The sequence below is a fragment of the Pseudomonas sp. MN1F genome (assembly GCF_009391885.1).
In the GTDB taxonomy this organism is placed as follows: Bacteria; Pseudomonadota; Gammaproteobacteria; order Pseudomonadales; family Pseudomonadaceae; genus Aquipseudomonas.
Map to the genome: position 1 here is coordinate 66,448 of NZ_VZII01000013.1, position 13,730 is coordinate 80,177.

General features: G+C 61.4%; 15 protein-coding genes and 1 other RNA gene. 10 read left to right on the forward strand and 6 right to left on the reverse strand.

Translation table 11 applies throughout. The features are described 5' to 3' along the window. Positions 1-5: 5 nt before the first annotated feature. Positions 6-410: a ferric iron uptake transcriptional regulator gene (gene fur / locus F6X59_RS08820; RefSeq protein ID WP_008096237.1), complete on the reverse strand. Its 405-nt coding sequence runs from the start codon at positions 408-410 to the stop codon at positions 6-8. Between the two features lie 97 nt (positions 411-507). Between fur and F6X59_RS08825 the strand changes: the two genes are divergently transcribed. Further along, positions 508-1,041: an outer membrane protein assembly factor BamE gene (locus F6X59_RS08825; RefSeq protein ID WP_152955905.1), complete on the forward strand. Its 534-nt coding sequence runs from the start codon at positions 508-510 to the stop codon at positions 1,039-1,041. 61 nt (positions 1,042-1,102) lie between these two features. Here F6X59_RS08825 and F6X59_RS08830 read toward each other — a convergent pair whose 3' ends face one another. Both F6X59_RS08830 and F6X59_RS08835 read right to left on the reverse strand, forming a co-directional pair. Then, positions 1,103-1,393 (reverse strand): RnfH family protein, encoded by a 291-nt coding sequence (locus F6X59_RS08830; protein ID WP_152955906.1) that lies wholly within the window; start codon positions 1,391-1,393, stop codon positions 1,103-1,105. Next, a complete protein-coding gene (locus F6X59_RS08835) occupies positions 1,386-1,820 on the reverse strand; it encodes a type II toxin-antitoxin system RatA family toxin (protein WP_152955907.1) in 435 nt (144 codons plus the stop codon). Before F6X59_RS08835 ends, F6X59_RS08830 begins: the two co-directional genes overlap by 8 nt. A 163-nt stretch (positions 1,821-1,983) precedes the next feature. On the opposite strand from F6X59_RS08835, the gene smpB reads away from it, so the two are divergent. Next, entirely contained in the window at positions 1,984-2,466 is a 483-nt protein-coding gene (gene smpB, locus F6X59_RS08840; protein ID WP_152955908.1) for an SsrA-binding protein SmpB, read from the forward strand. 61 nt (positions 2,467-2,527) lie between these two features. Here the strand turns inward: smpB and F6X59_RS08845 are convergent, their stop codons facing one another. Next, positions 2,528-3,295, reverse strand: a complete 768-nt coding sequence (locus F6X59_RS08845; protein ID WP_152955909.1) for an FCD domain-containing protein — start codon at positions 3,293-3,295, stop codon at positions 2,528-2,530. A 256-nt stretch (positions 3,296-3,551) separates the two neighbouring features. Here F6X59_RS08845 and F6X59_RS08850 point away from each other — a divergent pair, with 256 nt between their 5' ends. From F6X59_RS08850 to F6X59_RS08880, 7 genes are all read left to right on the forward strand, one after another. Next, positions 3,552-5,222, forward strand: coding sequence for a lactate permease LctP family transporter (locus tag F6X59_RS08850; protein ID WP_152955910.1), 1,671 nt, complete (start codon positions 3,552-3,554; stop codon positions 5,220-5,222). 63 nt (positions 5,223-5,285) lie between these two features. Beyond that, complete coding sequence (lldD, locus tag F6X59_RS08855; protein ID WP_060509390.1) at positions 5,286-6,431, forward strand: FMN-dependent L-lactate dehydrogenase LldD; 1,146 nt, start codon at positions 5,286-5,288, stop codon at positions 6,429-6,431. A gap of 75 nt (positions 6,432-6,506) precedes the next feature. Continuing rightward, positions 6,507-9,320 (forward strand): FAD-binding and (Fe-S)-binding domain-containing protein, encoded by a 2,814-nt coding sequence (locus F6X59_RS08860; protein ID WP_152955911.1) that lies wholly within the window; start codon positions 6,507-6,509, stop codon positions 9,318-9,320. Positions 9,321-9,474: 154 nt separating this feature from the next. Next, a complete protein-coding gene (locus F6X59_RS08865) occupies positions 9,475-9,768 on the forward strand; it encodes a hypothetical protein (protein WP_110639677.1) in 294 nt (97 codons plus the stop codon). A 102-nt stretch (positions 9,769-9,870) separates the two neighbouring features. Next, positions 9,871-10,262, forward strand: a transfer-messenger RNA (tmRNA) gene (gene ssrA, locus F6X59_RS08870). A gap of 393 nt (positions 10,263-10,655) precedes the next feature. Then, the gene (locus F6X59_RS08875) at positions 10,656-10,898 is read left to right on the forward strand and encodes a hypothetical protein (protein WP_152955912.1); all 243 of its coding nucleotides are present in this window, start codon (positions 10,656-10,658) and stop codon (positions 10,896-10,898) included. Positions 10,899-10,960: 62 nt separating this feature from the next. After that, positions 10,961-11,230 carry a DUF3077 domain-containing protein gene (locus F6X59_RS08880; protein ID WP_152955913.1) on the forward strand — a complete coding sequence of 90 codons (270 nt, stop codon included), beginning with the start codon at positions 10,961-10,963 and terminating at the stop codon, positions 11,228-11,230. Between the two features lie 101 nt (positions 11,231-11,331). Here F6X59_RS08880 and F6X59_RS08885 read toward each other — a convergent pair whose 3' ends face one another. Next, entirely contained in the window at positions 11,332-11,673 is a 342-nt protein-coding gene (locus tag F6X59_RS08885) for a hypothetical protein (RefSeq protein WP_152955914.1), read from the reverse strand. A gap of 17 nt (positions 11,674-11,690) precedes the next feature. Beyond that, the gene (locus F6X59_RS08890) at positions 11,691-12,566 is read right to left on the reverse strand and encodes a hypothetical protein (protein WP_152955915.1); all 876 of its coding nucleotides are present in this window, start codon (positions 12,564-12,566) and stop codon (positions 11,691-11,693) included. Positions 12,567-12,652: 86 nt separating this feature from the next. Here F6X59_RS08890 and F6X59_RS08895 point away from each other — a divergent pair, with 86 nt between their 5' ends. Further along, positions 12,653-13,717: a helix-turn-helix transcriptional regulator gene (locus F6X59_RS08895; RefSeq protein ID WP_372240337.1), complete on the forward strand. Its 1,065-nt coding sequence runs from the start codon at positions 12,653-12,655 to the stop codon at positions 13,715-13,717. Positions 13,718-13,730 lie beyond the last annotated feature (13 nt).

Consider the following 13,730-nt stretch of genomic DNA (forward strand, 5'->3'; position numbering starts at 1 on the left):
AATCGTTACTTTTTCTTACGCACATAGAGGACCAGATTGTGGTCCACGAGCTCGTAGCCATGCTCCGCCACGATCTCTTTTTGGCGGCGCTCGATTTCAGCATCCATGAACTCGATAACTTCACTGGTCTCCACGTTGACCATATGGTCGTGGTGACCGCCGTCAGCCAGCTCGAACACCGCGTGGCCACCATCGAAGTTGTGGCGCACCACCAAACCAGCCGCTTCGAACTGGGTCAGTACGCGATACACGGTTGCCAGACCGACGTCCTCGCCAGCCTCCATCAGCGCCTTGTAGACATCCTCGGCGCTCATGTGACGTTGCTCGGTCGAGTCGAGCATCTGAAGGATCTTGACTCGAGGCAGTGTCACCTTGAGACCGGCTTTGCGCAATTCGCTATTTTCAACCATGGTCAGCTTTCTCGCCGATGCTGCTTCGCAGCTTCTCTTAATACGGGTATGATCGGGGTTTACGTTGTCCAGCCAAGATAGTGGAAGTCGCCCACCGATGCAAAACACCAAGCTCTTGCTAAACAGCCTCGCCCTCGCGGGACTGCTCGCACTCGCCGGTTGCTCGTTTCCCGGGGTTTACAAAATCGACATCCAGCAGGGCAATGTCGTCACGCAAGACATGATAGACCAATTACGCCCCGGAATGACCCGTCGGCAAGTAAGGTTTATCATGGGCAACCCGCTGCTGCAGGACACCTTCAACACCAACCGTTGGGACTACCTGTACAGCCTGCAACCTGGTGGCGGCAAACGTCAGCAGGAGCGCATGAGCATCTTCTTCAACGACAGCGACCAGTTGGTAAGCCTGTCCGGCGACTTCATGCCAGGCGTGAGCCGCGACCAGGAAATCCTCGGCGGCAGCAATACCACCACGGTCAGCCCGGCCACCCAGCCAGAGCAGGCCAAGCCGCAGCAGGAAGAAAAACCAGCCAAGCCAGGCTCGACGGAAGAGTCCATCCAGCGCGAGATCGACACCATCGAGACCACCCCAGTGCCGACGCCGGCACCGCTGGAAACCTCGCCGCAGTAATTCACGGCCAGATGAAAAAGCCCGGACCAAGGTCCGGGCTTTTTATTGCCTGCCAGTTCAGCTAGCGCTTGGCCTTGGCCTGTGCGGCACGCCGCCTGCGCGCATCGATCGGGTCGAGCAGCAGAGGCCGGTAAATTTCCAGGCGATCCCCCTCCTCGACCAGGCGTTCATGCGCATCCGCGACCACCTTGCCGAAAATGCCCACCGGGCACTGCTCGATATCCAGCCCACTCACCTGACCGGCAATCCCGGACAGACGCAACGCTTCACGCACTGTCACCCCATCCGGCACTTCACAGGCCAACAGCCACTGGCGCTCGGCCGTGGCGTAGGCCACTTCGACCTTAACCATTGAGCTGCTTGGCACGCTGGCAGAACGCATCCACCAGGGTATTGGCTGCCTGGTTGAACAGCGGCCCCAGCGTGGCACGCACGATCGCGCCGGCATAGTCGAAGGTCAGGTCCAGGCTGATCTTGCAGGCTTTTTCACCAAGCGGCTTGAACACCCACAGGCCATGCAACTGGGTGAATGGCCCCTCTTCCAGGTTCATCTCGATGGACTGCCCCGGCACCAGCACATTGCGGGTAACGAACTGCTGGCTCATGCCGCCCTTGGCCACCTCCAGCTTCGCCCGCATGTGCGTGTCGCTGGCATCGATCACTGTCGACGCCGAGCACCAAGGCAGGAATTCAGGGTAGCTGGCCACGTCATTGACCAGATCGTAGAGCGCCTGGGCAGGGTACGGCAGCAGGGCGGAACGTTGAATATGGGTAGTCATCCAGGCGTCACTTCCAAGGCTGGTTGGCGGCGCTTCGCAGCGCGCCGAAAACAGGTTCTGTGCATAGAACAGGCCTTGTATTGTCCGGTATTCATTGCAGTGGCTCAAGCACACCGAAATCCCATAGCCGACCGCGTGATGACTTGCCTATAATGCCGCCCCTATGGCTAAACAAAAGAAACATCCGACCGGGACCATCGCGCAAAACAAAAAGGCGCGACACGATTACTTCATCGAACACAAGTTCGAGGCCGGGCTGGTCCTGTCCGGTTGGGAAGTAAAAAGCCTGCGGGCCGGCAAGGCGCACCTGACCGACAGCTACGTGCTGCTCAAGGATGGCGAAGCCTGGCTGTTCGGCAGCCACATCACCCCGCTGACCGCCGCCAGCACCCACGTCATCGCCGACCCCATGCGCACCCGCAAGCTGCTGCTGAACAAGCGCGAGCTCGAACGCGTGGAAGCCGCCGTGGCGCAGAAGGGTTACACCTGCGTGGCCTTGGCGCTGTACTGGAGCAAGCACCTGATCAAGTGCGAGATCGCGCTTGGCAAGGGCAAGAAGGAGTTCGACAAGCGCGACACCATGCGCGAACGCGACTCCAACCGCGAGCTGCAGCGTGCGGTGCGGAACAAGGGCAAGGAAGAGTAATCACTCTTTAGCCTGTGACGGCCTCTTCGCGGGTTTACCCGCGAAAGGGCCGGCACCCATCTCAACGCCCGCTGCGCCGCTCCGCCCGCGCCACCCGTTGGGCCTCGTCCTGCGCCTCTTCCAGCACCTCCTGCACATACAGAATGTGCCGGCTGGACACCTCCCGCGCATCCTCCGCCCTGCCCTCGACAATCGCCAGGTACAACTCGCGGTGCTGACTGATCAGCATGTCGCGTGTTTCCGTGCGCTGCTGGTACATGCCACCAATGTTGGTCACCACATTGCGCTTGAGCAGGTCGAACAAGCCTCGAATCGTGTGCAGCAACACCGCGTTATGGCTGGCCTCGGCAATCGACAGGTGGAAGCGCGCATCGGCCGCGCCCTCTTCCGCCCGCGTCACCTCGTCAGCCCGGGCATAGCAATCCTGCAGGGCGTCGAATGCCGCTTTGAGCCGCGCACGATCAGGCTCGGTAGCGCGCTGGGCCGCGTAATAGGCGCATGACGCCTCCAGGGTATGGCGAAACTCGAGCAAGTCGCGCTGTGCTTCAGCGCTGTGTTCAAGCAATTGCAGCAGCGGGTCGCTGAAGGTCGAACCGAGCGATTCGGCCACGTAATTGCCGCCCCCCTGGCGGCTCACCAGCAGCCCCTTGGCCACCAGCTTCTGGATCGCCTCACGCAGTGACGGGCGCGATACACCGAACTGCTCGGCCAGGACGCGCTCGGCCGGCAGCCGCTGCCCCGAGGTCAGCGTGCCTTCCAGAATCATCCCTTCCAACCGATCGACGATGTCGTCGGACAGGCGCCGTTGGCGGACCTGATCAAAAACCATCACATGCTCTCCACAAACCCCGGCCAATTTCACGGGGTTGCCTATTCTCGCCGATCCACGCCGCGCCAGCACGCATCAGGCGACGGTTTTCGCCAGCAAGCAGCTGCCCGTTCATCGACCCGCGACCAAAGTTTTGCACGAGACAAATTGACACACCCACAACAGCGCTTTTAACCTAGCGACCAGCCATTGTAAATTGGTCTTACCAATTATCCAATGCCAGTGCCTGACCAACAACAATTAGGGGCCACCCCATATGCAAACCTGGCAACAACTCTATACCCCGCTTGGTAGTCTCGGCCTGTCCGCACTGGCGGCGGTCATCCCTATCGTGTTCTTCTTCCTGGCCCTGGCCGTGTTCCGCCTCAAAGGGCACGTGGCCGGCAGCATCACCCTTGGCCTGTCGATCCTGGTGGCGATCTTCGCCTTCCAGATGCCTGTCGACATGGCCTTGGCTGCCGCAGGCTATGGCTTCCTCTACGGCCTCTGGCCGATTGCCTGGATCATCGTTGCCGCGGTGTTCCTGTACAAACTCACGGTCAAGAGCGGCCAGTTCGAAGTGATCCGCAGCTCGGTGCTGTCGATCACCGACGACCAGCGCCTGCAGGTACTGCTGATCGGCTTCTGCTTCGGTGCCTTCCTCGAAGGTGCGGCCGGCTTCGGCGCCCCGGTGGCAATCACTGCCGCGCTGCTGGTGGGCCTGGGCTTCAACCCGCTGTACGCCGCTGGCCTGTGCCTGATCGCCAACACCGCACCGGTGGCCTTCGGCGCCCTGGGTATCCCGATCATCGTGGCCGGCCAGGTCACCGGCATCGACGCCTTCCACATCGGCGCCATGACTGGCCGCCAGCTGCCACTGCTGTCGCTGTTCGTACCGTTCTGGCTGGTGTTCATGATGGACGGCCTGCGCGGCGTGAAGGAAACCTGGCCTGCCGCCCTGGTCGCCGGCCTGAGCTTCGCCGTGACCCAGTACTTCACTTCGAACTTCATCGGCCCTGAACTGCCAGACATCACCTCGGCCCTGGCCAGCCTGATCTGCCTGACCTTGTTCCTGAAAGTCTGGCAGCCCAAGCGCGCGTTCGCCGAAGCCAAAGGCAGCGTCGGCGCCGCCGTGGTACAGCCAAGCGGCAGCCAGCCGACCCCGTACAGCTTCGGCGAGATCTTCAAGGCCTGGTCGCCGTTCCTGATCCTCACCGTGCTGGTCACCATCTGGACCCTGAAGCCGTTCAAAGCGGCCTTCGCCCCAGGCGGCGCGATGTACAACTTCGTGTTCAACTTCGCCATCCCGCACCTTGACCAGCTGGTGATCAAGACCGCACCGATCGTCACCGCGCCAACCGCCATGCCAGCGGTGTTCAAGCTCGACCCGATCTCCGCCACCGGCACCGCGATCTTCCTCTCGGCGCTGATCTCCATGGCGGTGCTGAAGATCAACTTCAAAACTGGTCTGACCACTTTTAAAGAGACCTTCTGGGAACTGCGCTGGCCGATCCTGTCGATTGGCATGGTGCTGGCCTTCGCCTTCGTCACCAACTACTCGGGCATGTCCTCGACCATGGCCCTGGTCCTGGCCGGCACCGGCGCCGCGTTCCCGTTCTTCTCGCCGTTCCTCGGCTGGCTGGGCGTGTTCCTGACCGGTTCCGACACCTCGTCCAACGCCCTGTTCAGCTCGCTGCAAGCCACCACGGCGCACCAGATCGGGGTCAACGACACCCTGCTGGTCGCGGCCAACACCAGCGGTGGCGTGACCGGCAAGATGATCTCGCCGCAGTCGATCGCCGTGGCCTGCGCCGCCACCGGCCTGGTCGGCAAGGAATCCGACTTGTTCCGCTTCACCGTCAAGCACAGCCTGTTCTTCGCCACCATCGTCGGCCTGATCACCTTGATCCAGGCCTATTGGCTGACCGGCATGCTGGTTCATCACTAAAGTGAAAGGGGCCGGGCGCCATCACGCGCCCGGCATCGCCTTCAACCCACGCTGCGAGAATCCATGATCATTTCCGCCTCCACCGACTATCGCGCCGCGGCCCAACGCAAGCTGCCCCCCTTCCTCTTCCACTACGCCGACGGCGGCGCCTACGCCGAGCACACCCTGCGCCACAACGTCTCGGACCTGGCCAGCATCGCCCTGCGCCAGCGCGTGCTGAAGAACATGTCCGAGCTGAGCCTCGAAACCAAGCTGTTCGACGAGACCCTGAGCATGCCCGTGGCCCTGGCCCCGGTCGGCCTCACCGGCATGTACGCCCGCCGCGGCGAAGTGCAGGCGGCGCGTGCGGCGGCGGCCCACGGTATTCCGTTCACCATGTCAACGGTGTCGGTGTGCCCGATCGAAGAAGTGGCGCCGGCCATCGACCGGCCCATGTGGTTCCAACTGTACGTGCTCAAGGACCGCGGCTTCATGCGCAACGCCCTGGAGCGGGCCAAGGCCGCCGGCGTGAAAACCCTGGTGTTCACCGTCGACATGCCGGTGCCCGGAGCCCGCTACCGCGATGCCCACTCCGGCATGAGCGGCGCGAACGGCCCGATGCGCCGCGTGCTGCAAGCCATGACCCACCCCGAATGGGCGTGGGACGTTGGCGTGATGGGCCGCCCGCACGACCTGGGCAACATCTCCAAGTACCGTGGCAACCCCACCGGCCTTGCCGACTACATCGGCTGGCTGGGCAGCAACTTCGACCCGTCGATCTCGTGGAAGGACCTGGAGTGGATCCGCGAATTCTGGGACGGCCCGATGATCATCAAGGGCATCCTCGACGCCGACGACGCCCGTGACGCGGTCAAGTTCGGCGCCGACGGCATCGTCGTCTCCAACCATGGCGGCCGCCAGCTCGATGGCGTGCTGTCCAGTGCCCGCGCCCTGCCGGCGATTGCCGATGCGGTCAAAGGCGACCTGAAGATCCTCGCCGACTCCGGCATCCGCAGCGGCCTCGACGTGGTGCGCATGATCGCCCTCGGCGCCGATACCGTGCTGATTGGCCGTGCCTTCCTCTGGGCCCTGGCGGTGCATGGCCAAGCCGGGGTGAAGAACCTGCTCGAACTGTTCGAGAAAGAAATGCGCGTAGCCATGGTGCTGACCGGCGCCAAGTCGATCAGCGAGATCACCCGCGATTCGCTGGTCCGCGAACTGGGCGCCTGAGCGCCCCTCCACAGTACCGCCTGAATGACCGGGGTACGCCGCGCGCCAGACGCCGCGGCCCCGCGAGGAGATTGCATGAGCCTGCCCGCTGCGTTCCTGCGTGATGCCGAGCGCCTGATCCCTGCCGAACGCCGTTTCGACGACCCGACCTCTACCCTGGCCTTCGGCACCGACGCCAGCTTCTATCGGCTGATCCCCAAGCTGGTGGTACGCGTCGAGTCCGAAGACGAAGTGGTCGGGCTGCTTCAACTGGCCCAGCGCGATCGCGTGCCGGTGACCTTCCGCGCCGCCGGCACCAGCCTGTCCGGCCAAGCCATCAGCGACTCGGTGCTGATCGTGCTCGGCGATAACTGGAATGGCCGTGAAATCCGCGGCCAGGGCGAGCAAATTCGCCTGCAACCCGGCGTCATCGGCGCCCAGGCCAACGCCTGGCTGGCCCCTTATGGGCGCAAGATCGGCCCCGACCCGGCCTCGATCAACGCCTGCAAGATCGGCGGCATCGTCGCCAACAACGCCAGCGGCATGTGCTGCGGTACCGCGCAGAACACCTATCACACCCTCGCCGGCCTACGCCTGGTGCTGGCCGACGGCACCCGCCTGGACAGCGAAGACCCAGCCAGTGTCGCGGCCTTTGAAAACAGCCACGCCGAACTGCTCGAAGCGCTGGCCCGCCTGGGCCGCGAAACCCGCGCCAACACCGCACTGGCCGACCGCATCCGGCACAAGTACCGGCTGAAGAACACCACCGGCCTGTCACTCAACGCGCTGGTGGACTACGACCAGCCGCTGGATATCCTGCAGCACCTGCTGGTCGGGTCCGAAGGCACCCTGGGCTTCATCAGCGCCGTTACCTACGACACCGTGCCCGACCACCCGCACAAGGCCAGCGCCCTGCTGGTGTTCCCCAGCGTGGAAAGCTGCTGCCGCGCCGTCACCGTGCTCAAGCGCCAGCCGGTGTCCGCCGTCGAACTGCTCGACCGCCGCAGCCTGCGCTCGGTGCAGAACATGCCGGGCATGCCGCTGTGGGTCAAAGGCCTGTCGGACAACGCCTGCGCCCTGCTGATCGAGTCCCGCGCCGCCAGCCAGAGCCTGCTGCACGAACAACTGCAGCTGGTGATGGCCTCGATCGCCGACTACCCGCTGGAGCAGAAGGTCGACTTCAGCGAAGACCCTGCCGTGTACAACCAGCTGTGGAAGATCCGCAAGGACACCTTCCCCGCCGTCGGCGCCGTTCGCCAGACAGGCACCACGGTGATCATCGAAGACGTCACCTTCCCCGTCGAGCAACTGGCCGAAGGCGTCAACCGCCTGATCCAGCTGTTCGACAAGCACCACTACGACGAGGCGATCATCTTCGGCCACGCGCTGGAAGGTAACCTGCACTTCGTCTTTACCCAAGGTTTCAACAGTGCCGAAGAAGTCGCGCGCTACCAGGCCTTCATGGACGACGTCGCGCAACTGGTCGCCGTTGAATTCGGCGGCTCGCTCAAGGCCGAGCACGGCACCGGCCGCAACATGGCGCCATTTGTGGAGCTGGAATGGGGCGCTGATGCCTACCAGCTGATGTGGAAGCTCAAGCGTCTGCTCGACCCCAATGGCATCCTCAACCCCGACGTGGTGCTGAGCATCGATCCAGACATCCACCTGAAAAACCTCAAGCCGCTGCCCGCCGCCGACGAGATCGTCGACAAGTGCATCGAGTGCGGCTTCTGCGAACCGGTCTGCCCCTCCAAGGGCCTGACCCTCAGCCCACGCCAGCGTATCGTCATGTGGCGCGACATCCAGGCGAAGCAACGCGCCGGCATCGACACCCGCGAACTACTGCAGACCTACCAGTACCAAGGCATCGACACCTGCGCCGCCACCGGCCTGTGCGCCCAGCGCTGCCCGGTCGGCATCAACACCGGCGAGCTGGTGAAGAAACTGCGCAGCCAGGCCGCCGACCACGCGAAGACTGCCGACTGGCTGGCCGACCATTTCCCCACCGCCCTGGCCGGCGCCCGCTTCACCCTGACCGCCGCCAACACCGCCCGCAAGCTGCTCGGCGCCCCACGCCTAGGGCGCCTTAGTGCAGCCCTGAGCAAGGCCAGCAAAGGCCACCTGCCACAGTGGACCCCGGCCATGCCACAGCCGCTGCGCACGATGGACTTCGGCCCGGCGAGCAATGATGCCCGGCCGCGCGTGGTCTACCTCGCCGCCTGTGTTTCAAGGGTGATGGGCCCCGCCTACGCCGACCGCGAGCAAAGCTCGCTGCTCGACAAGACCCGCGCCCTGCTGGAAAAGGCCGGTTACCAGGTGGTGTTCCCGGAGAATAACGACAGTCTCTGCTGCGGCCAGCCGTTCGCCTCCAAGGGGTACCCCGAGCAGGCCGAACACAAGCGCCAGGAACTGATCAACGCCTTGCTTCACGCCAGCCGCGGCGGCCTTGACCCGATCTACTGCGACACCAGCCCCTGCACCCTGCGCCTGGTGCAGGACCTGGGCGAAACCCGGCTGGACCTGTACGACCCGGTGCGTTTCATCCGCATTCACCTGGTCGACAAACTGGAGTTCACCCCGCAGGACGAGCCGGTGGCCGTGCATGTGACCTGCAGCACCCAGCATCTGGGTGAAAGCCAGGCGCTGATCGACCTGGCGCGCCGTTGCAGCAAGCAGGTGGTGATTCCGGAAGGCATCCACTGCTGCGGTTTTGCCGGCGACAAGGGCTTTACCACGCCTGAGCTCAACGCCCATTCGCTGCGCAGCCTGAAGGATGCGGTGCAGTATTGCAGCGAGGGGATCTCCACTAGCCGCACCTGTGAGATTGGGCTGTCCAGCCATAGCGGGATCGACTATCACGGGTTGGTGTATCTGGTGGACCGCGTTACCCGGCCGCGCAGTTTGCCGTGAGATTTTCGGCGCCTGGGAGATCGAGCGCCGCGCGAACGGCGTTCGATCTCCCAGGCGCCAAAACCCTCAAGCATCACCCCGATTGAACCCTCGCCAAATTACAGCAGTCCACCCTTACAAGGCCCACCTCCAGCGGCCATAAAAGGAGACACCCATGAAAGGTACCGCGCTTTCGGCCCTCTTCGCGGCCGCTACCCTCCTGGCATCCCCGGCCTTCGCTGCCGAAGACCTGTGCACCGCCAACCTGCAGAAGATCGACGACAGCATGGCCACCGCCGGTGCTACCTCAGAGGGCCTGGACAAAGCCCTGACCGAGCAAGTCGACAAAGCCAAGGCCGCCCAGGCTTCGGGCGACACCAAAGGCTGCATCGCCATCACCAGCAAAGTGCTGGAGCGCCTGGAGAAGACCGAGAAAGGCAGCGGTTCGGCGGGCGGCAGCGGCGCTTGAGCCCTCGCAGCGCGGGCGACAGGACCGGCAGTCGACGTCGCCCGCGCAATGGCGTATACTCCGTCTCACGTGCCGTAAGGTGCGTTAGCCAAGAGCTAGTGTGGGGCCGATCAGGATTCGACGCCGGTAGCGAAACTCTAGGTGCATGCCGAGTTGGTAACAGAACTCGTAAATCCACTGTTGCAACTTTCTATAGTTGCCAATGACGAAAACTACGAGGGTTACGCTCTCGCTGCGTAAGCAGCTGAGCCCGCTCTCCTGGTAGCTTCGGCTCCAGCAATCATCAGGGGATGCCTGTAAACCCGAAATGATTGTCATACAGAACAGGATCGTCGTGTAGCACGTTGGGGGCAAAGCGACTAAAACTTACCCAACTCATCCAAAGCACCCTGCCCGTCGGGCGGCTGCGGATTAAATCAGTAGACACGGCTAAGCATGTAGTACCGACAGCGGAGTACTGGCGGACGGGGGTTCAAATCCCCCCGGCTCCACCAAATCCAAGAAAGAAGACGCCCTAGGGCGTCTTTTTTTGTGTCTGGAACAATCTGACCCACCTGCTTAGGCGTTACGGATTGTTTCGAAATGCAGCGAAAAAATCAGATTTAACCCCTTTCTTGTAGGGCATTTCCCAAAGATACTCTCCGCCCCTGTTTTCCGTTGCGGTCGCTTTTTCAGGGTTTTAGTCTCGGTGGGTCGTTGCACATCAACGGCATGACTTTGACAGGTCGCGACGGTAAACAACAAAACGGTTCGTCGTTATGGCGGCTGTACGTGCGGGCACGCTTGCGTGCGCCGGAACTTGTTGTTTCCGCCGGTCTGTCAACCCGCGTACAGCTGCCACCCTTTGTTTGACAGCAGATGGTGACGGCCCTGAAATGGAAGCAATCATGTTGAAGATAGTCCCCGATCCACCCCACCTCCTCCACTCCCTGGAAGACACCCTGATGATGGCCGCCGACTACGCGCTATGCGCCGAAGCCGTCGCCCAGCAGGCGATGCTGATGCAGCCCAAGTCACCCGTGTCGCTACTGATCATGACGTCAATGCACGAGCTCGACAGCTTGCGCAGATTGCTCGAAACGGCGCTGGCCCAGATCCAGAAGCCCGCCGATCCGCAAACGCTGCACTGATCCGCATCATGATCTGCCTGGCCCGCCAGGCCAGGCCTCTACGACTTCAGGGAGATCAAGCAATGGCTACCGAAGAAACCCGATTCACCGTCGGCAAAACTACCTTCTTCCAAGGTGAAAACGAGACCCACCCGCTGTTCCGCATCGAAGCCGGCATCCCTTGCCAGGCCGCCCGCGAACAGGCCTCGGAACTGATGGGCTACGCTCGCGACTTGAGCATCGATGGCCTGATGGAAGACAAACCCCAGCTGCTCTGGGCCTCGCACTACCTTTGCGCCATGGCCAAGGCTCTGCTGGATGACGCCGAATTGGGCATGGCAAAAGCGCCTTGAAATAGCCCCCGCCGCCGCTCTTTTGTAGGAGCGGCCTTGCGTCGCGAAAGGGCCGCAAAGCGGCCCCAGCAATACCAGCAACCTCACGGATTGACGGCCACCTACTTCTTCCGTGCACGGACAATCATTGCATCCAGCTCTGCAAGTAGCTGATCCACATCCAGCTCAATGAATTCTCCGGGATTGAGGATCTGCTCGAGCACATCAGGATTGATGTGCTCAAAAAGTTCTTCCTCCATTGGCCCCATTGCCCAGATGCATCCCTCCTCACTTTGCAACTGACGCAAAGCACCGGAGAACTGAAGCTCTACGAGCGCAGCATCGAGCGCTTGGCGAGACACTTGAGGTGCCTGCGTGGCTACCAAGTCTCTCAACATCGAGTGAGTAATCCCCGAACCAACCAGATTCAGGATCAGCGCCTCAAGTTCAGGCAAATTGCTCATGGTGTTTCCCCTTGAACTCAGCAGCTTCCAAGATCATAACCAACCATGAACAGCCCCATCTCGAGCTTCCGAATAGGCTTCCCGGCCCCCTCATGAAAGCGGCTTCCTTGCGCCGATGGATGAGCCAAAGCTTCACTCAGCACCCAGCTCGCGCGCATGTTCCAGAGCGCGTGGTGATGACCGCGCCGCAAGCGAGGAAACTTGAATTCATTCTCGTTACCCGGGTCGCGGTTCTTGGGCGTGGTAGTGTTCTGAGCCTCCTTTGCCGGCGCCCAAGGGAAGCGAAGACCATCCGGAAGTGCGGACATTTTCCGTTCGCGGCAATATCTCATCACAAGCCAGCCAAGGGCCGCAGCGACGCGGCTGTCATAGATGATGAAGTTGTCGCACAACAGCGAGTAAACCTTGGTCATGCCAGCGTTGAAGCGCAGGTCGCCGAGGAATTCCGGACTGTCGAGATTCCCCTGTCGCAATACCTCAGCGACCTGTTCAACCATCGCTGCCAGCCCCACCCGATTCTCTTCAAGCCATTGGTTGTTTCGAGCAGAAACCCCGCCCCAGGCCATCGTGGCTTGAGTGGCACGCAGCATGGTGTTGTCACAGGTCGCAGCACCAAGGTCCGCCCCCAGAGCTTCAAGGGCTTGAGCATTGCTATCTGCGCAACTGCCCGCACCGATATTCAAATGCGACACACCAGGGTGATGCCATTCGTATTGCTCGTAGGCATCGTGGAGACTGGAGAACTGCCACCGCTTGGCCGTCTGCCGATTGGTGTAGCCATGCTTCACTTCCTTGTTCGACCCAAGGAGCTCGGCGAGCCACTCGATGAAAGCATTGACCTCTGCGCGGTCTTTGTAAGCGGGGTAACTACGGTGCGAGACCTTGATCTTCATGCGACGCTCCACTAATTTGAGGGCCTTTCTTGCTGGCAAAGTGATACTGACGGACAATAGGGACATATTTTGTCCGTGAGGTGCCTGTGGCTAAGAAAATTTCCAAGGAAGGGAGGTGCAAGGCACTCCTCGGTATCCTGCAGCGTGAGCGTGGCTCGCTGATCACTGAAGAGCTTCACGCTCAGCAAGCCCATTGGATCGATCAGGTCCCCCATATCAAAACCACGTTGCGCGACCTGCAAAGCCTCGAAGCGCAGGGATGGGTCTCTGGTGAAAAACCAGCAGGGCAAAAGTCGTATCGCTGGAAGTTGCGAAAAGCTCGACTGGATCTCGCACTGACGCCATCCGAGTCGATGACGCTGGAAGCCATACTGCAACATGCCGAGCGTTTCGGATTCAAAGTGGTAGCTGATCAGCTCGTCGAGCTGCGGGATTATGCGCTTGGGGTGATTAGCCGCAACTCGAAGCATGACCTGATCGGCCAGGGCAGAATCACTACAGGCACTCGCTTCATGACCCTGCTGCCTGGTGCTTATGATCCCGCTCACCTCGAGACGATCCAGGCGGCAATGCTTGAGGGCCAAACCCTAGAAGTTGTCTACAAGCCTCGCGATGTGGGTAAGCTCGAATGCACCTACATCCTGAAGCCACTTGCCTTGTCGTTCCAGGACTCCAACATCTATCTCTCGGCCTTCGTCGAATCCGAACAATGGCTCGAAGGCAAAGCACCCGAAGCGAATACCCCGCGTGGGAAATACAGCAGCAATGGCCCTGGCAAGCAGTGTGTGCTCATGCTTCACCGGATGGTTAGCGTCAAGACCTATTGGCGGGACACAGCTGATCCGGAGGGTTACTGCGTAGGGTCGTTTGAAGTGCAAAAGGATCTGGTGACTATTCATCACGAAGAGCCAATCGAGTTGCGGCTACGTCTTGAATCCAATCTCCTCAACCGTCTTACGGAAAACCCGCTGAGCAAAAATCAGCACATCCATGATGGTGCGATTCTGGAATGCGCTATTCAAGATACCCAGGGTCTGCGCCTGTTTCTGATGAGCAACGCTGACGAAATCGAAGTCCTGGGGCCCGACTACCTTCGCAATCACATCAAGCATGCGTTAGGTCGGGCCTTGAGAATGTACGCTGGCGATTAGTAGAAATACCCCT